The 19,487-nt window shown below is 53.2% G+C and carries 16 protein-coding genes, 1 pseudogene and 1 other annotated feature; of the genes and pseudogenes, 15 read left to right on the top strand and 2 right to left on the bottom strand.

The window, feature by feature from the left end:
* Window positions 1–343: 343 nt before the first annotated feature.
* From B5F80_RS04460 to ilvD, 10 genes and pseudogenes are all read left to right on the top strand, one after another.
* A complete protein-coding gene (locus tag B5F80_RS04460) occupies window positions 344–865 on the top strand; it encodes a flavodoxin (RefSeq protein ID WP_087477651.1) in 522 nt (173 codons plus the stop codon).
* A 322-nt stretch (window positions 866–1,187) separates the two neighbouring features.
* The gene (locus B5F80_RS04455) at window positions 1,188–1,496 is read left to right on the top strand and encodes a transposase family protein (protein WP_087477620.1); all 309 of its coding nucleotides are present in this window, start codon (window positions 1,188–1,190) and stop codon (window positions 1,494–1,496) included.
* A 6-nt stretch (window positions 1,497–1,502) separates the two neighbouring features.
* Window positions 1,503–2,366: pseudogene (locus tag B5F80_RS04450) on the top strand (ISL3 family transposase).
* A gap of 582 nt (window positions 2,367–2,948) precedes the next feature.
* A complete protein-coding gene (locus tag B5F80_RS11185) occupies window positions 2,949–3,374 on the top strand; it encodes a hypothetical protein (RefSeq protein WP_143747162.1) in 426 nt (141 codons plus the stop codon).
* Between the two features lie 12 nt (window positions 3,375–3,386).
* Window positions 3,387–6,503: an ESPR-type extended signal peptide-containing protein gene (locus B5F80_RS04435; protein WP_087477617.1), complete on the top strand. Its 3,117-nt coding sequence runs from the start codon at window positions 3,387–3,389 to the stop codon at window positions 6,501–6,503.
* 346 nt (window positions 6,504–6,849) lie between these two features.
* Complete coding sequence (locus tag B5F80_RS04430; RefSeq protein WP_087477616.1) at window positions 6,850–8,079, top strand: ATP-binding protein; 1,230 nt, start codon at window positions 6,850–6,852, stop codon at window positions 8,077–8,079.
* Window positions 8,080–8,222: 143 nt separating this feature from the next.
* Window positions 8,223–8,466: a binding site (T-box leader), on the top strand.
* Window positions 8,467–8,557: 91 nt separating this feature from the next.
* A complete protein-coding gene (ilvC, locus tag B5F80_RS04425; RefSeq protein WP_087477615.1) occupies window positions 8,558–9,568 on the top strand; it encodes a ketol-acid reductoisomerase in 1,011 nt (336 codons plus the stop codon).
* 34 nt (window positions 9,569–9,602) lie between these two features.
* Window positions 9,603–11,300, top strand: coding sequence for a biosynthetic-type acetolactate synthase large subunit (ilvB, locus tag B5F80_RS04420; protein ID WP_087477614.1), 1,698 nt, complete (start codon window positions 9,603–9,605; stop codon window positions 11,298–11,300).
* Window positions 11,297–11,809: an acetolactate synthase small subunit gene (gene ilvN, locus B5F80_RS04415; RefSeq protein ID WP_198643509.1), complete on the top strand. Its 513-nt coding sequence runs from the start codon at window positions 11,297–11,299 to the stop codon at window positions 11,807–11,809. Before ilvB ends, ilvN begins: the two co-directional genes overlap by 4 nt.
* A gap of 29 nt (window positions 11,810–11,838) precedes the next feature.
* Window positions 11,839–13,491: a dihydroxy-acid dehydratase gene (gene ilvD / locus B5F80_RS04410; RefSeq protein WP_087477613.1), complete on the top strand. Its 1,653-nt coding sequence runs from the start codon at window positions 11,839–11,841 to the stop codon at window positions 13,489–13,491.
* Between the two features lie 86 nt (window positions 13,492–13,577).
* Here ilvD and B5F80_RS04405 read toward each other — a convergent pair whose 3' ends face one another.
* Entirely contained in the window at window positions 13,578–14,498 is a 921-nt protein-coding gene (locus B5F80_RS04405) for a LysR family transcriptional regulator (protein WP_158099953.1), read from the bottom strand.
* 186 nt (window positions 14,499–14,684) lie between these two features.
* On the opposite strand from B5F80_RS04405, the gene B5F80_RS04400 reads away from it, so the two are divergent.
* From B5F80_RS04400 to B5F80_RS04380, 5 genes are all read left to right on the top strand, one after another.
* Complete coding sequence (locus tag B5F80_RS04400; RefSeq protein ID WP_087477611.1) at window positions 14,685–15,104, top strand: GNAT family N-acetyltransferase; 420 nt, start codon at window positions 14,685–14,687, stop codon at window positions 15,102–15,104.
* 25 nt (window positions 15,105–15,129) lie between these two features.
* Complete coding sequence (locus tag B5F80_RS04395) at window positions 15,130–15,714, top strand: LysE family transporter (protein ID WP_087477610.1); 585 nt, start codon at window positions 15,130–15,132, stop codon at window positions 15,712–15,714.
* Between the two features lie 297 nt (window positions 15,715–16,011).
* Window positions 16,012–16,296 carry a hypothetical protein gene (locus B5F80_RS04390; RefSeq protein WP_087477609.1) on the top strand — a complete coding sequence of 95 codons (285 nt, stop codon included), beginning with the start codon at window positions 16,012–16,014 and terminating at the stop codon, window positions 16,294–16,296.
* Between the two features lie 194 nt (window positions 16,297–16,490).
* A complete protein-coding gene (locus B5F80_RS04385; RefSeq protein ID WP_087477608.1) occupies window positions 16,491–17,486 on the top strand; it encodes a DUF6282 family protein in 996 nt (331 codons plus the stop codon).
* Between the two features lie 4 nt (window positions 17,487–17,490).
* Complete coding sequence (locus tag B5F80_RS04380) at window positions 17,491–18,783, top strand: aldo/keto reductase (RefSeq protein WP_204246345.1); 1,293 nt, start codon at window positions 17,491–17,493, stop codon at window positions 18,781–18,783.
* A 56-nt stretch (window positions 18,784–18,839) separates the two neighbouring features.
* Here B5F80_RS04380 and B5F80_RS04375 read toward each other — a convergent pair whose 3' ends face one another.
* Window positions 18,840–19,472: a hypothetical protein gene (locus tag B5F80_RS04375; protein WP_087477607.1), complete on the bottom strand. Its 633-nt coding sequence runs from the start codon at window positions 19,470–19,472 to the stop codon at window positions 18,840–18,842.
* Window positions 19,473–19,487 lie beyond the last annotated feature (15 nt).

Below are 19,487 nucleotides of genomic sequence, written 5' to 3'. Positions count from 1 at the left end.
ACTAGTTGCTCAGTAACTGGAAAAGCATGTCTAGTCCTTTGCAAATGTAGTAGGCGGTTACATTTACCATGACAGCTTTCCAAAATAAATAGAGAGTGTTTTTTTGCACAGGCTTCACCACCTTCCTGTTGCCAGGATGGAGCGAGCAACGGTCTTAGTATATCATGACGATTGCAGACTGCATAGCCTGATACATGGGAATCTATTCGCGCGCTGCATAACAAAATGATTCGTTATGCCGATGTCTTGTCTGTCTTCACGGGAGGCTGCTTTTGGCATATAATAATAGATGCCGCAGCAAGTCAGCATTTGCGGCGTATCTGGAGAGAAGGGATGCGAGAGCATGAAGTATAGGGAACAAAATTGTCTCATTGCGTATTTTTCTCACGCCGGCCAAAACTATGCCAGCGGGAAATTAGTCGATCTGACTGTCGGCAATACGGAGCGGGTGGCTCGCATGATACGGCAGTATACGGGAGGCGCGTTGTTCCATATACGGCGCGATATTCCCTATCCGTACGATTATAAAGAAACGGTAGCCGCCGCCAGACAGGAAAAGGCCGATGGCGCCCGCCCGGCTCTGGAACGGCAGCTGGACAGTGTCGCGCCGTATGACGTCGTGTTCCTGGGCTATCCGAACTGGTGCGGCACGATGCCCATGGCCGTGTGGACCTTCCTCGAATCCCATGACTTCGGCGGAAAGCTCATCATGCCCTTCTGCACTCACGAAGGCAGCGGCTGGGGCACCAGCTTGCAGGATTTGCACGACCTGTGCCCGACGGCGACGATTGGACAAGGACTGACGCTGTTCGGCACGACGATCCTCGACGCCGAAGACGACGTGCGCCGCTGGCTCCAGCAGTAAACGGCCCGTATACAGTTGACATACGGCACAACAAAAGCGCAGCTTTGTGGAATAACTCACAGAGCTGCGCTTTTTAGCACTGTAATTAATTATTTTGCTTATTTCCGTTTTTTGGTCTGTTTAATGCGGCGAAATTTTAGATTAATTTTTTGATTAATTGATTAATGGAAAAATCAGCAAAAACTGGTTCTATAATAAATAGGTGTTGAGGTAACGACAGACATCATATATCTGCCGCTACCCCATTTTATAAAAAAATGGACATACGACGAATCTCCTGTTACTATTAAAGCGACCAAACCCAATAGAAAGGAGATGTCCTATGTCCAATTTTTATTATATCGAAGAAATGCTCTCTTTAAAAGAGGCTGAAGTAACTTCTTTGGAAATGCTGGAAGATAAGCAGATTCTTCATCTGTCTATACCAAAGAAAGAACAGTGCTGTCCGCATTGTCATACCCGTACTTCCCGTATTAAGGATTACCGTTCGCAAACCGTGTTCATTGCCATTGTAAATGACCTTCCCGTATATGCGCAGTTTCGTAAACGGCGGTATAGCTGCCCGGCCTGTTATCGTACCTTCTATCCGTCGCTGTCGTTTGTACAGCCGTATCAGCGCCGTAGCCAGTAAGTACAGATGCTGATTCTCAAGGAATGCAGACAACGCCAGACCTTTACCTCCATTGCCGCCCGCTACCGAGTGTCTGTTCCTACAGTAATTCGCTATTTTGACCGCATACAATATGCTAAACCAACAAGACTGCCATGGCTGTTGGCTCTGGATGAATTCAAAGGCAACGCCCAAGGGCAGAAGTATCAGACGAGCATCACGAATCCCTTTACGCATAAGATTCTGGATATCCTGCCCAACCAGAATACGCAGGATATCATCAAGTATTTCCGTTCGTTCCCAAAGAAACAGCGAAACCGGGTGCGCTGGGTCATCATGGATATATCTAACCTGTTTCGGAAAGTCGTACAAGAAGTCTTTCCCAATGCCGTCATTATATGCGACCGGTTTCATATCATCCGACTGGTGCTGCGGGCTATGGAACGAGTACGCAAGTGGATCCAGAAATCATTCCCCAAGAAAAGCCGTTACTTCAAGCGGAATAAACGGATTCTGCGGAAAGCCGGCCATACGCTGACGCCGGACGAACTAGTATGCCTTGAGGAAATCCTGTCGCATTCGGAAGACTTATGGAAAGCGTACGCACTCAAAGAAGCCTTTTATAAGGTACTGGATATGAAGAGAACTCCGTATGCAGAACCAGCGCTGCAGGAGTGGTTGGAATTAGTCCGGTCTGCTGGCCTGGAAGAATTTCAAGCGCTGTAAAAATCGTTTACAGACTGGTTCGAAGAGATTGTAAATGCCCTGAAATACCCATGGTCCAACGGATATACCGAAGGGTGCAACAATAAAATCAAAGTACTAAAACGAATCAGCTTTGGGATTCGAAGATATAGCCGGTTTAAGAACCGAATTTTATATATAGCCTAACCAATGATTGGGAACGGGAAGCTACAAAATACTGTAACAAGAGCATATACCCCAACATTTGACAAAGAACCTTTTTTTCTTGTCAAAAACTATAAATCATTAAAAGTCACTGTAAATATAAGAAATAGGAAACGATACAAACGAAACATTAATAAAATGAATACTAATTGGAATAAAATACATTGACAAACATATAAATGAGGTGTTCATATGTGTTTAATATATAGCAGAAAATAGCTGATTATAACGCTGTTATTTATGAATTAAAACATTTATCATATTGTATTTATAGGAAAAAAGATGTATACTTTTAACTATATAAAGGGGGTGAGCAATAGAACGAACGGCAGATGTACAGTCATACGTCGGCAGGCAGCAACATGAAAAAATCGTATACGGGGGGGGGGTACTATAAGTATATTGTTTTTGACCTGCCCATAATGAAAAATGTATGGGGATACGTGCGTCCCCTTATATATAGAACGTATTTTTTTAGGCAGCATAGGGATATGCTGTCTTTTTTGCGTCCATGGATTCGTTTTTTTCTCTGCCTGGCATGGCTGGAGATAGCGGGACGAGATAATGAAGCGAAAAGCTAAATGCTTAGTTTGCGGCGCTATGTTTACGGCTGACAGGATTACGCAGAAGTATTGCAGCGCTTTTTGCCGGAGGTATGCCCATCGGTATGGTTTAATCGATCGCGGCGAACATCCTAAAGGGGCGGACGTAATACGAGAATTTCACTGCGTTCGCTGCGGCAAACTCGTCACCATCGTCGACGGACGAGATAAACGGACGAAATTTTGCTCGGCTCATTGTGAGCGGCTGTATTGGAAGCATTCGCAGCACGTGAAGCCGCACGGCGTTGCCCGTTCCTTTTACTGCCGAAACTGCGGCGTCCGCGTCGATGTGAGTGATCCGAAAGACCGGCGGACATCCTTTTGCAGCGAAGCTTGCCGCAAACAATGGTTTTCACAACACCGAAAAAAGAAAACGCGACATATATAAGGAGGAAGACGTATGAACAAGATATATAAAGTTATTTGGAGTAAGACAAAGCAACGGTACGTCGTCGTATCGGAACTCGCCCATAGCTGCGCTAAACATACGGGGCGGACGCTTGGTAAAAGCGCTGCGGCCCTGATGGCTGTGTTGGCCTTGACGGCAGGGATTGGTTTTTTGCCTGTACAGGCTGAAAATGTAGATAAAGGTCAAGATAATTATATTTCTGGAGATAAAAATGTCATTCATGGAAATAGTAATGATGTTTTCGGAGACGATAATGCTGTTAAAGGAAATAGTAATACTATTCATGGAGACAATAGTATTATCGAAGGTAATGATAACTGGATGAATCCAGGGGAGAACAACCTTATTAAAGGTAATAATAACCAAATCAGTGCAATTGATGGTAGTAAAGTTATCGGTGATAATGTAACAATTGTAAATGGGAAAGATAGTAGCAAAGATGACAGCGATCGCTTGCATAGTATTACGGTTATTGGGGATGATGTACAGATAGGTCATTTTTTGGGAGATGCTCCAGGAACAGGCTCTTCAGCTTCTGCTGCCGGTGATAATATCACTGTCATTGGCGATCATGTACAGGTAGATAATGGTAATGTGGCAGGGCATACTAATTCTTCCAATAGTTTGATTTATGGTAATAATGTAAACATGGTTAATAGCCAGAACAGCGTGGCTATTGGCAATGATTTGTTCGTACACGGTACAAGCGATGTGGGAGATAATATCTCGATCGGACACGATATTACTTTAGGCGGAGGCAATAACACGATGGCAACTCATAGCATGATCGCTATGGGGAATAATATCCAGGCGTATGGTCATGATAATATCCTCTTTGGGAATAACATAGATATTACAGAGAATGCTGGAATTACTGGCGTGGTTGTTATGGGGACAGAAGCAGATGTAACTGGAGACGATGGGATTGCCATTGGAACAAAGGCAACGAGTAATGGTAGCTCGGCTCTGGCATTTGGTGAAGAATCAACTGCGAAGGGAACTGCCGCCGTTGCTGTTGGCAAGGGAGAGGTGGTATCGGCTTCATACGGCACTGGCCTAGGCGCTTATGCGACAATAGGTTCAAAAAGTGACGGCAGTACTGCTCTTGGCAGTTGGGCATCTATAGGTGAAGGTTCTACTAGTGCTATCGCAATCGGTGGTGCTCAGTATAATGGTGGCGCTCATGCGACTATAGGTGATAGTGCAATAAATTCTATCGCTATTGGTGCAGGATCTTCTGTTGCAAATGGAGCAAGAAATACTGTTGTATTAGGAGCTTTTGCTTCTGCTAATCCGACAGGAACGTGGACATCTAATTATAATGGTGTAGCTATCGGGTATAGTGCGGAAGTTAATGGGCAATCTGGTACGGCAATTGGCGACAGTGCTTCAGCAGCAGGTAGTGGAAGTATAGCTATTGGGGAAGGAGCAACTGCTGCTTCTGAAGTATTACCTTCTATGCTTAGTAATGATACAATTGCTATTGGACATGAAGCTACAGCTGGATATACAGGTGGAATTGCTCTTGGCAAGAGTAGTAAAGTCGATTACGAAGCTAAGAATGGTATAGCTTTAGGGGTTAGTTCGCAGGTAGGTGCAGAAAATAGTGTAGCTGTTGGCTATAAGAGTGCTGTTATTGCAGATGATATTCTTGATGATACTGAAGTTAATAAATTCCTGGCTGATTTGGGAGATAATGCATATAGAAATTTCAATATTGAGCATGGCGACACAAACGGCGTATTTTCCGTAGGCAGTGTTGGTTCGCCGCGTCGTATGCTCAATGTCGCCCGCGGTCTTATCAGCGCCGATTCCACAGACGCTATTAACGGCAGTCAGCTCTTTGGGGCCGTTCAATATTTAGACGGTAGAATTGACGCAGTTGAAAACAAGATTGCCGGCGGTGTTGGCGGCGGCGATGTCACTATCGACGGCGATACGAATATTGACGTGACGGAAACGCCGGATTCGACGACCGATCCGGGAACAGGCGGCGATACAGAAAATCCGGGTACGGCTGGTGACAATGGTCAGAATTTTGAAGTCAGCATGAGCGATAATCCGGTATTCGGCGGTCATGAAACGGATGAGCAAGGTCATTCGGAAAACGGCAGCGTTACCGTTATTGGCAGCAACGGGGCGAATAAAATTGCTCTCAATGAAAATAATGAAGGAGGCATGACCGTTACCAGCGGCGGCCATACGGTCAACATCAATAAAGGCGGCGACGGTCTTGTTAACGGCTTGACGAATACGACATGGGATTGGTCTAAATATGAAGAAGGCGGCTACAAAGGCTCGGACAACGCCGCTACGGAATCGCAGCTCCACGGCGCGGTGTCTGGCATTAAGACGGAAATTACTAATATGGGCGACCAAATCACCAATATGGGAAGTCAAATTACCAACATCGGCAACAAAGTCGGCGAATTAGACAGCCGCATTGACGAAGTCGGCGCGGGAGCAGCTGCCTTGGCGGCCCTTCATCCGCTCGATTTCGACCCTGACGACAAGTGGGATTTTGCCGCAGGCTACGGCAATTACCGCGGTGAAAACGCCGTGGCGATCGGCGCCTTCTACCGTCCGAACGAAGATACGATGTTCAGCGTCGGCGGCACTGTCGGCAACGACGACAACATGGTCAACGCCGGTGTGTCCTTTAAGATTGGACAGGGCAACGGCGTTTCCACGTCCCGCGTCGCCATGGCTAAGGAAATCAAAGATTTGCGGAAAGAATTAGAAGCCATGAAGTCGGCTATGCTCGACGTCAACGCCGGCCGCAGACTCGATACGTCGAAGCTCCAGCTCTTCCCGGATGTACCGCAAAATCACTGGGCTTACGAATACGTCGCGACCCTGGCTGGCAACGGCGTGATTGAAGGCTATCCCGACGGGAACTTCGACGGCGCTCGTCCCATGACGCGCTACGAATTTGCTGCTATGCTGTATCGGGCCATGCTCAATGGAGCGAAACTGTCTGATAAGATTTTGGCCGAATTTGCGCCCGAATTGGAACGCTTCACTGTCGACGTCGTCCACAAAGATAAAGACGGCAACCCGACGGTCGAACGCGTCCGTGTTGTAAAACGGGACGATACGGCAAAATAAGATTGCTTTTTGAACGGTTATGTGCATATAGAAAAGACACTGCTTGTATCAAGCAGTGTCTTTTCGCATTTTATGATGCCGCATTTTCCGGTAAAAGAAATGACCGCCCTCTAGTCTCCAAACTTAGGCGGTCTATTTCTCGCTTTTTAGTATAGGGGCTATAACCGTTTGTCGGCGTCATGCCTCTTTTCATGTTTATTATATGCTGTCGGCCTCGTAGTCGTCAAGTAAAATCGAAGCGTTTGACGATGAGACGGCGGCGTGGCTTGCATTTTTATGTTTTTTTTGCTATTCTTTTGAAAAATGAAATATCGATTCGGCTGTTGCCGGACAGGGGGAATGACGTATGAATTATCCTGATTTGCGGGGATTGCTGGTGTGCCGGGAATTTTTGTCCGACCCGGTGTTGTTGATTATGGGGGAATATTTGCTGAGTTCGGACAACGTCAATAAGCGGAATGCCGCGGCTGCGGCGCTGCTGGCAGCGGCAGAACGGCTTGGCTTATCGGGGAATGTTTGGCGGCAGTATCTGCTGTATCTGCTGTGCCGCGGCAACAACATCGCCGCGACGGCTATCGAGGACTGCGGTTCCTACGGGGCGGGGCTGCTGCGGGCTTTGCAGAAGGACATGCATTTGCTGCGGCCTTACTTGCAGGCCAAGCCTTCTGATTTCCGCTTCGACGCCTTCTTGGACGACTACGAGCCTGCTGCTCCGAAGGAATATGAGTTCTTGCAGGCTTTGACAGAGGCCATGGAAGAGGCCGACGCGGCGCAGATGGCCGAAGCCCTGCTCCATCACTACAAGGCCTACGGCCGGGGCGATATGGCCCGGTATATGGCCTTTTACCTGCTGCCGTCAGGGGAGCTGAAAGGCATCGAGACATTCCGCCATCGCGAATGGGACGACCTCATCGGCTACGCCGTACAGAAGGAAAAGCTCCTGCGCAATACGGTCAATTTCATCGAAGGGCGGCAGGCCAACAACGTCCTCCTGACGGGCGCCCGCGGCACGGGGAAATCGACGGCCGTCAAGGCCTTGGTGTACAAATTTCACAAGGAGGGCCTGCGCCTCGTCCAGGTCGAGCGGGGGCAGATGAAGAAGCTGCCGCCTCTCATGGAGCATCTCAGCGCCATCAAGAGCAAGAAGTTTATCCTCTTTTTCGACGACCTGTCCTTTGATGAAGATGAAAAGGAATACAAATACCTGAAATCGGTCATCGACGGCGGCATTATCCCCCAGCCGGATAACGTGGTCATCTACGCCACGTCCAACCGCCGCCACCTGCTCAAGGAAACGTGGCGCGACCGGCGCGACGATCTGGACGAGGTATACCGCGACGACAGCCAGAACGAATCCATTTCCTTGTCGGATCGCTTCGGCCTCATCATCCACTACGCCGCGCCGACGCAGGACGAGTATCTGCAGATCATCGACCACGAGCTGCGCAAGGCCGGCGTCGCCCTGGAGGCTCACGAGCTGCGTATTCTGGGACTGCGCTGGGAAATGGAACATTCGGGCCGCAACGGCCGCATCGCCCGCCAGTTCGTCCGCTGGTATCTTGGAAATCAAACATAAAATAAACGTTTTACTTAACAAATGCAACATTTAACTTTGATTTTTTAAGAAAAATGCAAGTAAAATGTATTGACAAACGGGACGGCATTTTGTAGAATAAGTTCAAGTTCTTCAGAAGGATGTCCTTCTGAGGGCGACATATATGAAATCTGATGATGGGAAAGAGTAATTGCCTCAGTCAATTCACAGAGAGCCGGCGGGCGGTGCGAGCCGGTAATTGCAGGGCCGTGAAAATCATCCCGGAAGAGGAGCGCTGAAGTACGTATTAAGCGCTGACGATTTTTCCACGTTATAGGAAACGCGTATGTTGGTACGTTGTAGAGAGCCTGGGTCCAGTAATGGATTTGGGAATCAGGGTGGTATCGCGGAATTCAATCCGTCCCTCAGTGAGGGACGGATTTTTTTATTTCCCTATTGCAGTATTCTCTAAAGGCCAACGAAATCATTACTTGTTACATACAAAAGGAGAGATGTTCAAATGGCAAAGGTATTTTATGATCAGGACGTAAATTGGGATGTCATGCACGGCAAAAAGGTAGCCATCGTCGGCTACGGCAGCCAGGGCCACGCGCACGCGCTGAACCTGAAGGAAAGCGGCGTCGACGTCGTCGTCGGCTTGTACGCAGGCAGCAAATCTGCTGAAAAAGCAAAAGCCGCAGGCTTGGAAGTCAAGACGGTGGCCGAAGCGGTCAAGGAAGCGGACATCACGATGATCCTCATTCCCGACGAAAAGCAGGCCGACGTATACAACGCCGAAATCGGGCCGAACTTGAAATCCGGCAGCGCCCTGGCCTTTGCCCACGGCTTCAACATCCACTTTAAGCAGATCGTGCCGCCGGCCGACGTCGACGTATTCATGGTAGCGCCGAAGGGGCCGGGCCATCTCGTACGCCGTACCTTCGTCGAAGGCGGCGGCGTTCCCGACGTATTCGCCGTCGAACAGGACGCGACGGGCCAGTGCTTTGACATCGCCCTCGCTTATGCCCGCGGCATCGGCGGCACCCGGGCCGGCGTCATCCAGACGACCTTCCAGGAAGAAACGGAAACGGACTTGTTCGGCGAACAGGCCGTCCTCTGCGGCGGTATCTGCCAGCTCATCACCAACGGCTTCGAAACGCTCGTCGCCGCAGGCTATCAGCCGGAAATCGCCTACTTTGAAACGTTCCACGAAATGAAGCTCATCGTCGACCTCATGTACGAAGGCGGCATGGCCAAGATGCGCAAGTCCATCAGCGATACGGCAGAATACGGCGACTACACGGCCGGCCCGAAGGTCATCCCGGCCGAATCAAAGGCGGCTATGCAGAAGATCCTGAGCGACATCCAGGACGGCACCTTCGCCAAGGACTGGCTCCTGGAAAACAAGGCCGGCGGCCGGGCTCACTTCATGGCGATGCGCCGCCAGCACGCGGAACACCCGATCGAACAGGTCGGCGCGAAGCTGCGCGACATGATGCCGTGGCTTCATGAAAACGACACCAACGACTAATCATTCCAATCCATAGAAAAGAGGGTATGTGCCTATGAAAATGACCGGAGCACAAGCGATCATCGAAAGCTTGAAACGTGAACAAGTACAAGTCGTCTTCGGCTATCCCGGCGGATCTGTTCTGACCTTGTACGATGAATTATACAAAGCCAAATTTCCCCATATTTTAACAGGCCACGAACAGGGCGCCGTCCACGCCGCCGACGGCTACGCCAGGGCGACGGGCAAGGCGGGCGTATGCTTCGCCACGTCGGGCCCCGGCGTGTGCAACATGGTCACGGGTATTGCGACGGCCAACATGGACTCTATCCCTCTCGTCGTCATCAGCGGACAGGTCGCGACGACCCTCATCGGCCGCGACTCCTTCCAGGAAGCCGATATTTCGGGGATCACGACGCCGATTACGAAGCACAACTACCTGGTAAAGAACGTCAAGGATCTGCCCCGGGTGCTGCGGGAAGCCTTTTACATCGCCACGACGGGCCGGCCCGGCCCGGTCCTCGTCGACGTAGCCAAGGACGTATTCGACGCCGAGTTCGACTATGAATATCCCGAAACGGTAGAGCTGCGGGGCTACAGCGGCGTATACACGGGGCAGGCCTACGACATCGACCGCACCGTAGCGGCGCTGGAACAGGCGAAACGCCCCGTCCTTCTGACGGGCGGCGGCATCATCCTCGCCGATATGGCCGCTCCCCTGTGGGACGTCGTCCAGAAGACGCAGGTGCCGGTTATTACGTCCCTCATGGGCAAGGGGGCCGTACCCGATTCGTACGACGCCCATCTGGGCATGGTAGGCATGCACGGCTCGTATGCCGCCAACATGGCTGTGACGAAATGCGACCTGCTCATCGCCGTAGGCACGCGGTTTGACGACCGCATTACAGGTGACGTGGAAAACTTTGCGCCCAACGCCCAGATCGTCCATTTTGACATCGACAAGGTAGAAATCAACAAGATCGTTCATGCCGACATCAGCGTCAACGGCGACCTTCGCTGGTCCCTGCCGCTGTTCGCCGAAAAGGTACGGCAAAGCGATGTCGATTTCGCCGCCCAGTTTGCCGACTGGCGGAAAGAGGTCCTGGCTATGAACGAGGCCCATCCCTTTGCGACGCGGGATCTTCCCGATGCCGTATCGCCGCAGAATCTGTTCGAAGCCGTCAACAGCCGTTTGGGCGCAGACGACTTCGTCGTCACCGACGTAGGCCAGCATCAGATGTGGGCCGCCCAGTTCTGCGACATTTCCAAGCCTCGTCACTTCATTACCTCCGGCGGCTTGGGGACTATGGGCTACGGCTTGCCGGCGGCCATGGGGGCCAAGCTGGGATGCTCCGGCTCGACAGTCGTGCTGTTTACCGGCGACGGCAGCATCATGATGAACTGCCAGGAATTTGCGACGCTCCATAAGTACGGCGTCGACGTCAAGGTCGTCGTCCTGCACAACAGCGTCCTCGGCATGGTAAACCAGTGGCAGCGCCTGTTTTACGGCCAGCATTATTCCCAGTCGGTCATCGCCGACAACCCGGATATTACGGCCGTATCGGGAGCCATGGGCGTACCAGGGCGGACCGTCCGCAAGCCCGAAGAACTGGCCCAGGGCCTGGACTGGCTCTTTGCCGCTGAAGGAGCGGCGCTGCTGGACGTCTACATTCCGGCCGATGAAAACGTATATCCCATGGTGCCGGGCGGCAAGCGCCTGGACGAAATGGTCTTAGGAGGAGAAGCACAATGATGAGACAGCACTTGGCTATTTTAGCCGATAATAAACCGGGCGTACTCACCCACGTGGCCGGCCTCATCAGTCGCCGGGCCATCAATATCGAATGCATCAACGCCGGCTATACGGAAGAGCCGGACGTGACGCGCATCAACATCGTCGTATCCGTTGAAAACCGCTGGGAGCTCGACCAGGCCGTCAACCAGCTGGCCAAGCTCATCGACGTCATCAAGGTCGTCAATCTGGACGACGCGCCTCTCGTCAGCTACGAGCTGGCTATGGTCAAGGTAAAATGCGATACGCCGGCTGTGCGGGACGAGCTGACCAATATTGCCAACTTGTTCCACGCCAAGGTCGTCGACGTACAGCGCGACTCCCTGATTTTCCGCCTGACGGGACGGGAAGACCATATCGAGGCGCTGCTGCGGATGCTCGACGACTACGAGGTCATTGAAATCGCCAGGACGGGGCAGATTTCCTTGTCCCGCGGCGTCATCCCCGTCAAGCAGATGCGCATGAGATAATATACCCTATATACGAAAGGATAGTTGATATGAGAAGCGACGTAGTAAAAAAAGGAAGTACCCGTACGGCCCACCGCACCTTGTTTCACGCCATGGGCTACAGCGACGAAGATTTGCAGAAGCCGTTGATCGGCGTGGTCAACGCCTTTAACGAAATCATCCCCGGCCACATGCACCTGCGGGAAATCGCCGAAGCCGTCAAGCTGGGCATTGCCGCCGCCGGCGGTACGCCTATCGAATTTCCGGCCATTGGTATCTGCGACGGCATCGCCATGGGCCACGACGGCATGAAATACCCTCTTGCCAGCCGCGAGCTCATCTGCGACTCCATCGAAGCCGTCGCCAACGGCCACGCTTTTGACGGCCTGGTCATGATTCCAAACTGCGATAAAATTGTGCCGGGCATGCTCATGGCAGCCGGGCGCATCAATATCCCGACAGTTGTCGTCAGCGGCGGCCCCATGCTGGCCGGACGCCATAAGGGAAAGGATATCAGCGTCAGCACCATGTTCGAAGCGGCCGGCAAGGTCGAATCGGGCCAGATGACGCCGGAAGAAATGCACCAGATGGAACACGAAGCCTGCCCGGGCTGCGGCTCCTGCGCCGGCATCTTCACGGCCAACACGATGAACTGTATGACCGAAGTCCTGGGCATGGGCCTTCCTGGCAACGGCACCATTCCGGCGGCTTATTTCGGAGCCCGCCGAATGCTGGCGAAAAAAGCCGGCGCCGTCGTCATGGAGCTGGTGAAGAAAAATATCTGCCCGCGGGATATCATGACGGTGGAATCCTTTGAAAACGCCATTGCCGTAGACATGGCTATCGGCGGCTCGACCAATACGGTACTCCATTTGCCGGCTATTGCTCACGAAGCGGGCATTGACCTGCCGCTGCAGAAGTTCGACGAAATCAGCCGCAAGGCGGCGTACATCTGCAAGATGAGCCCCGGAGGCACGTACCACATGCAGGATTTAAACGAAGCCGGCGGCATCAGCGCCGTCATGAAGGAATTGACGAAGCTGGGCATCATCCATACGGAGGCCAAGACCGTGACGGGAACTATCGGCGACCGCATCGCCCATGCAGACATCGAACGGCCTGACGTCATCCACAGCGTAGACAACGCCTACATGAACCGCGGCGGCATCGCTATCCTCTCTGGCAACCTGGCTCCTGACGGAGCGGTCATCAAGGAAAGCGCCGTCGAACCGGACTTGCTGGTTTACCAAGGCACGGCCAAGTGTTACGACTCGGAAGAAGAAGCCATCAAGGCGATTATCGGCGGCGACATTAAAGAAGGGAACGTCGTGGTCATCCGCTACGAAGGGCCGAAGGGCGGCCCGGGGATGCGGGAAATGCTCAACCCGACGGCAGTCATTACAGGCATGGGTCTGAAAGTGGCCTTGATTACGGACGGCCGGTTCAGCGGAGCCAGCCGGGGCGCGTGCATCGGGCACATTTCTCCGGAAGCGATGGAAGGGGGACCTATCGCGCTCATCGAAGACGGCGATATGATTTCCATCGACATCCCGAACCGCAAGCTGGAGCTGCTGGTCAGCGACGAAGAGCTGGCGGCCCGCAAGGCGGCCTGGAAACAGCCGGAACCGAAGGTCAAGACGGGCTACCTGTCCCGTTACGCCCGACTGGTTACGTCGGCTAATACGGGAGCCGTATTGAAATAATTCCTTTCTTTGCAGAATATACGACAAGCCCCGGCGCTCGGAAGCCGGGGCTTTGTTGTAGGCAATATACGCAGATGATCTGTACGTTAGGACCGAAGGGGGAGCGAGTCCTGCAGGGCCTGGCGCAGGTGCCTGATGAACAGCAGGCATTCTTCCGACAGCAGGGCGTCCTTCCGCTGCAGATAGCCGACGCAGAGATTCCATGGTACGTCCAGGGGGACAGGGACGATATCCGGCGGAATGAAGCCCTTGCTCAGGCAGCCCGTGCCGAGGCAGTAGCTGTCCGTATGGACAATGAGGTAGTTCATCGTCGCCCGGTCTTCGATGAAGATTTGGCGGGACGCGCGGCGGAGGGTGAAATAGCTTTCCGTAATATCGAGAAGCGTATCGTCCTTGCGGAAGGTGATATAGGGGTAAGGCGCGAGCTGCTCCGGACGCAGGGAAGCAAAGCTCGACAGGGGATGATGTCTGCTGATGATGACGTGCTCCGGCAGCGTCGCCAGCTGGGTGAAGACCAGGCCGTGAGCGGCCAGCTTGCGCTCCAGTACGGCCTGGTTGAGGGATGAAGCACATAGGATGCCGACGGAGGCCGCACCGGAGCCGACTTGTTCGACGACGTCCGTTCCCTTTCCTTCGCGCAGGGCGATTTCATAAGAACGATCGGCCACCTCGCCGATCAAGGCGGCCAGAGCCGGCGTAACGAAATGGTAATGCTGCGAGGCGACGGTCAATTTCAACGGCGGCGGCTCGTGCTTGCCGGCAAACCGACTGCGCACGGCGTCGGCCTGCTCGACGAGGAGACGGGCGTACGATGCCAGCTCCTTGCCTTCCGGCGTAAAGTCTACGCCGCGGTTCGTTCGCTTTAAAATCGTGATGCCCAGCTCCTTTTCCAGCTCTCGCACGGCCTTCGTAATGCTCGGCTGGGTGACGAAGAGGCGTTTCGCCGCTTCCGTGAGGGAACGGCACCTTTCGATTTCCATGATATAACGACATTGCTGCAAGGTCATACGCTTCATCCTTTCAGTTTGCTGATATAACTTCATTCTATGGCCGGGCATGAATAATGTCAAATTTCTTTTTGACCTATCGTATGGTATGCTTGTAGTACAGAGAGGCAAAGGAGGCCATAGCAATATGAAGTATATCGTTCGTCCCTATCGGCGCGGCGAAGAACAGTACGTCGCCGACGCCCATTGCCGGCTGAATACGGCTGGGGGCCGGCTTTTACGGAGTATGCCGCGAAGATCGCCGTGGAGTTTGCCGGCGCGCAGCAGGAGGGGGAAGCCCTTTGGGTAGCCGAGTGCGGCAGGCTGATTGGCAGCGTCATGCTTTGCCAGAGCGGCGAGGCCGGCGAAGGGCAGGTTCGGCTGTTTTTAGTGGAGCCGGACTACCGGCGCTGCGGCGTCGGGTCGGCTTTAATGAAGGTGGTGTTAGACGGGGCAAAGGAAATGGGATATACCCGCCTCATGCTCTGGTCGGCAGAGCCCCTGACCGACGCGATACGCCTGTACGAGAGGGCAGGATTTCATATAACGGAACGAGTGAAAAATACGGAATGGCGTCCTGACGGAGACCTGATATACGAAATAAAGATGGTCAAGGAGTGTCTGTAAGACGCCGTGAGAAGGGGAGTGCCCTATGGAACTGATAGCATTTTTATCGTATACCTTCGTCATGGCCTTTACGCCGGGGCCCAATAACCTCATGGCTATGTCCGAAAGCCGGCGGCTCGGCTTTCGCGGCGCGGCGCCCCTGCTGTGGGGGCTGTTCGTCAGCTTTTTTATCTTAAACGGCGTGATTTATGGATGCATTCATTCCTTGCAGGCGGTCCTGCCGTGGATAGAAATTCCCTTAAAGGCCGTCGGCTCGGCGTATATCTTATTTTTGACCTATAAGATGTTCGCGCCGTCGGCAGGCGGCGGCAGCGGCAAGGTCGTCGACAAGGGGAAACGGTTTCTGGCCGGCATGCTGCTGAACTTTACGAATGTCAAGGTCATGATCTTCCTGCTCATCGGCTACACGTCCTTTCTCCTGCCCGTATATACGAGCGAAGGCCTCATCATCGGCCTGGGAATCGTCATGTGCCTGGCCTGCGCGGCATCCAATGTTGTCTGGGCCTTGGCCGGAGCGGCGCTGGACCGTTTCTTTAAAAACTACGAACGCCTTTTAAACTGGATATTGGCGGCTCTCCTCGTCTTTTCCGTCATAGAAATATGGCTGTAGGCGGCGGAGATGCTGCAGCGTATGAGTACCCCGATGGTCTGCGTGAAACAGGCTGTCGGGGTATTTCTATGCCCTTTGGCTGTTTGGTCATGGCGATGACCTCAGTGGGAGCGGAGTGAATTTGGGACAATAAAAAAATGCTCGTATCGTATTTTAAGCGATAAAACATAGGCATTAGACATAATAAAAAACGGGGTGTAAACTAAAGTCATCCTAAGGAGAATAAAAAATTAAAAGCCTTATTTTTAGGATTACTAGTGTAGTTTCTTAACTATTTATTTAAAGGAGAGAGATTCGATGATGAAAAACGTAACGGCTGCTATCGTATTATGCCTGATGAGCGCGTCTGCCTTTGCCGCCGCGCCGGCCTTTGATTCACCTGAACAGGAAGCTGCCCATTACCAGCAGGAACAGGCAAGACAGGCCTTTGAAGAACGATATACCAACCAGACTGCTTCGGAAAACGCGTCGTATCATGCCGTACGGGCCTTCGATTCGCCGGAGCAGGAAGCGGCCTATTATGACCGGGTTGCCGAACGGGAAGCCTTTGAAGCGTTGTTTCATCAGCCCAGCTACAATTAATTGGCGCCAGACAGATGGAACCTTGCCGATCTGTAAAAATGCTTGCGCCGTATTTCTTTTTATTTGAAACAAGCATTAGCCCCGTTGTCATGAAAGGGATACAATATCGGTAGAGGCAAGGCGCCGGACGGCGACTGCTTGCCATATACATAACGTTTTGTATTAACCTGTAATAAAATGAGGAGGAGCTTGCTATGCGTGAGGGATTCACATATACGCGGCGGGAGTTTTTGAAAAAAGCCGGATTAGCCGGCGGCGCCATGGTCATGGCCAATGTAGCCGGCGGCATCCCGTCGGCTGCGGCGGCGATGGAAGAAGAGAAGGGCGCTGCGGACGAATTATTGAAGGGAGTCTGCGACATCCACATCCATGCCGCGCCGGACGTGCGGGAGCGGTGCATCAATGAGTTTGATTTCGCCTGCAAGGCCAAGAAGCTGGGCTATCGGGCCGTCATGTACAAGTCGAACGAATGGAGCTGCCACGACCGGGCCTATCTCATCCGCCAGTCCCTGCCGGATTTTGAAGTGTTCGGCAGCTTCTGCATGAATTACGCCGTCGGCGACAAAATCAACGTCCACGCGGCGAAGATGGCCGTGGAAACGACAGGGCACTGCTGCAAATGCATCTGGATGCCGACGATGGCCGCCGTATATCCTAACGCCGTCGAAGGCCGCGCGGGACAGGGGATTCCCGTCGTCCAGGACGGCAAGGTCCTGCCGGAGGTCGTGCAGGTCATGGAAATCTGCGCCGACCACGACATCATCTTTGCGACGGGCCATTCGTCGCCTCAGGAGAGCCTGCTCATGGCGGCCAAGGCCAAGGAAGTGGGCGTACATAAATTCGTCGTCACCCATGTCAATTCCCTGATTTGGCGCATGACGGCCGATGACATCAAGCGCTGCGTCGATCTGGGCGCATATATCGAGCTGTGCTACCTGCCCCGCGTGTGGGGAGCCGGCACGGCGATGAGCCAATATGAACGGGAATCAGCCCGGGATTTTATGAATTACGTTTCCGTCGCGCCGGAACGGAGCTTTATTTCTACCGATATGGGCCAGGCGAACATGCCCGACCCGTCGGAAGGGATGCGGGCCTGCATCGGCGAGCTGCTGGACGGCGGCGTGTCCCAGCGTGTCGTCGATACGCTGGTGCGGCGGAATCCGGCCTACTTACTCGGACTGGAGGGATAAGGAAATGGCGATGAACCGACGAGATTTTCTCAAAAGCGCGGCCCTGACCGTCGCCGCCGGCATGGTCATGGGGCCGACGGCCTTGGCCAAGGATAAGGCGGGAAGCGTTGCAGAAGACGGCAAAGACATATTAAATTACAATCCTAAGATGAAGTACCGGCCTATGGGCCAGACCGGCGTCAAGGTATCGGCTTTGGGATTCGGCATGCTGCGCCTGCCCATGCTGGCCGACGGCAAGACCGTCGACATGAACCAGTCCGTCGATATGGTCCATCGGGCCATCGACGGCGGCGTCAACTACATCGACACGGGACGGGTGTATCTGGGCGGACAGAGCGAGCTGGCCGTAGGCAAGGCCCTGGCCAACGGCTGGCGCGACCGGGTATACGTCACGTCGAAGTCGCCGTGGTGGATCATGGAGACGCCTGACGATTTCGAAAGGATGTTTGACGAATCGCGGCGGGCTATCGGCACGGACGTCATCGACTTTTACCATATCCACATGATCATGCACCGCGGCTGGAAGGAAAAGGTCATTCCCTTCGGCCTCATTGAAAAGATAGAAAAGTTGAAAGCCCAGGGAAAAATCCGCTTCATGGGATTTTCCTTCCACGACCGGCTGGAGCTGTTTAAGGAGGTCGTCGAAGCGGCGGACTGGGATTTCTGCCTTATTCAGCATAATTATCTGGATTACGAATACGAAGCCGGCGTATTGGGGCCGAAGTATGCGGCGGCAAACGGCATGGGCCTGGCCGTCATGAAGCCGGTGCGGACGGGCTTTTTGGCGAACCTTCCTGAGTCCATGCGCGAGGCCCTGGCCTCGACGGGCATCCATAAGCCCGACAACGAATGGGCCTTGGATTACTTGTGGGATATTCCTGAAGTCAGCGTCGCCGTCAGCGGCATGGGCTCCATGAAGGACGTAGAAGCGAACCTGCAGTACGCTGCAAAGGCCAAACCCAACATGCTGACGCCGGACGAACGGGAAGCCCTGGGGCGGGCGATCCGGGCCTACCGCGAAACGCCGGGTCATATCGACTGCACGGGCTGTTATCAATGTATTCCTTGTCCGGAAAACGTAGCCATCGGCTATATCTTTGCCTACGTGTACAACAACTATTTGCTCCACAAGGATTTAAAACGGGCCATGTTCGACTACACGACGTCCATGTCGCCGATCCAGCGCGGCGACCCGGCTTCGTCCTGTACGAACTGCGGCCAATGCCTGGCCAAGTGCCCGCAGGGATTGGATATTCCAGCCTTGTTAAAACGAGTCGAAGGGGCCTTTGGAAAATAGGATGCAATAAAAAAATCGGAGTCAGACGAAAGTGTCTGCTCCGATTTTTTGTCGTGTTATTGCGTTACGGGGATAGGCAGTTCGTTGGTAATGATCTTTGCCCCGCCTTCGGTCGTCTTGACGTCCAGCTTGGAAATGCTGCCGCGGACGGCTTCGATGTCCGTAGGAATCCGCTTGTACGGCAGCTTGGCCAGGACTTCGTCCATGGCCTTCCCTAAGATTTCGTAAGGATTGTTGAGGATAGACGCCGATTCCCGTTCGCGGCCGCGGGAGCTGTAGCTCTTCAGCGTGTCCTGCTTGCGGTCGTAGGCGTAGACCGAGAGGTAATAGGCGCAGTCCGTCACGATTTCGCCGTCGAAGCGGAAGAAGAATTGATACTGCCGCCAATACCAGGTCTGGACGACGGGAACGACGACGATGTCGGCGTTGTATTTTTCCGATAAAGCCCGCATGGCGTCGATGGTAATGCCGTCGGGAGCGAGCTGTTCCTGCGCCTCTACGCGGTCCCAGTAGGGGATGCGGAACGGTTCTCTCAGCCGTTTCAGCATGTACTGCGCTTCGGCTCCCCGCTGCGTCGTAGATACGATGAGGGCCGTGCGCATGTTGTCAAAGCGCGGCTCGCTGTCAGCGGCGAAGGCCGACGCCGTCATAGTGAACAATGCCAGGATGAGAAGCAGGAACTTTTTCATAGGAAAGACCTCCTA

Source organism: Megasphaera sp. An286, assembly GCF_002163455.1.
Taxonomy (GTDB): Bacteria; Bacillota; Negativicutes; order Veillonellales; family Megasphaeraceae; genus Megasphaera; species Megasphaera stantonii.
The sequence above is the reverse complement of the archived record's forward strand: the minus strand, read 5'-3'. Positions and strand labels throughout refer to the sequence as shown.

Bases quoted from the DNA above. Each gene is read 5' to 3' on its own strand.
- B5F80_RS04435 (WP_087477617.1), top strand. From the start codon at position 3,387: ATGAACAAGATATATAAAGTTATTTGGAGTAAGACAAAGCAACGGTAC.
- B5F80_RS04405 (WP_158099953.1), bottom strand. From the start codon at position 14,498: ATGACCTTGCAGCAATGTCGTTATATCATGGAAATCGAAAGGTGCCGT.
- B5F80_RS04430 (WP_087477616.1), top strand. From the start codon at position 6,850: ATGAATTATCCTGATTTGCGGGGATTGCTGGTGTGCCGGGAATTTTTG.
- B5F80_RS04455 (WP_087477620.1), top strand. From the start codon at position 1,188: ATGTCCAATTTTTATTATATCGAAGAAATGCTCTCTTTAAAAGAGGCT.
- B5F80_RS04390 (WP_087477609.1), top strand. From the start codon at position 16,012: ATGATGAAAAACGTAACGGCTGCTATCGTATTATGCCTGATGAGCGCG.
- ilvD (WP_087477613.1), top strand. From the start codon at position 11,839: ATGAGAAGCGACGTAGTAAAAAAAGGAAGTACCCGTACGGCCCACCGC.
- B5F80_RS04395 (WP_087477610.1), top strand. From the start codon at position 15,130: ATGGAACTGATAGCATTTTTATCGTATACCTTCGTCATGGCCTTTACG.
- B5F80_RS04380 (WP_204246345.1), top strand. From the start codon at position 17,491: ATGGCGATGAACCGACGAGATTTTCTCAAAAGCGCGGCCCTGACCGTC.
- B5F80_RS04385 (WP_087477608.1), top strand. From the start codon at position 16,491: ATGCGTGAGGGATTCACATATACGCGGCGGGAGTTTTTGAAAAAAGCC.
- B5F80_RS11185 (WP_143747162.1), top strand. From the start codon at position 2,949: ATGAAGCGAAAAGCTAAATGCTTAGTTTGCGGCGCTATGTTTACGGCT.
- ilvB (WP_087477614.1), top strand. From the start codon at position 9,603: ATGAAAATGACCGGAGCACAAGCGATCATCGAAAGCTTGAAACGTGAA.
- B5F80_RS04375 (WP_087477607.1), bottom strand. From the start codon at position 19,472: ATGAAAAAGTTCCTGCTTCTCATCCTGGCATTGTTCACTATGACGGCG.
- B5F80_RS04460 (WP_087477651.1), top strand. From the start codon at position 344: ATGAAGTATAGGGAACAAAATTGTCTCATTGCGTATTTTTCTCACGCC.
- ilvC (WP_087477615.1), top strand. From the start codon at position 8,558: ATGGCAAAGGTATTTTATGATCAGGACGTAAATTGGGATGTCATGCAC.
- ilvN (WP_198643509.1), top strand. From the start codon at position 11,297: ATGATGAGACAGCACTTGGCTATTTTAGCCGATAATAAACCGGGCGTA.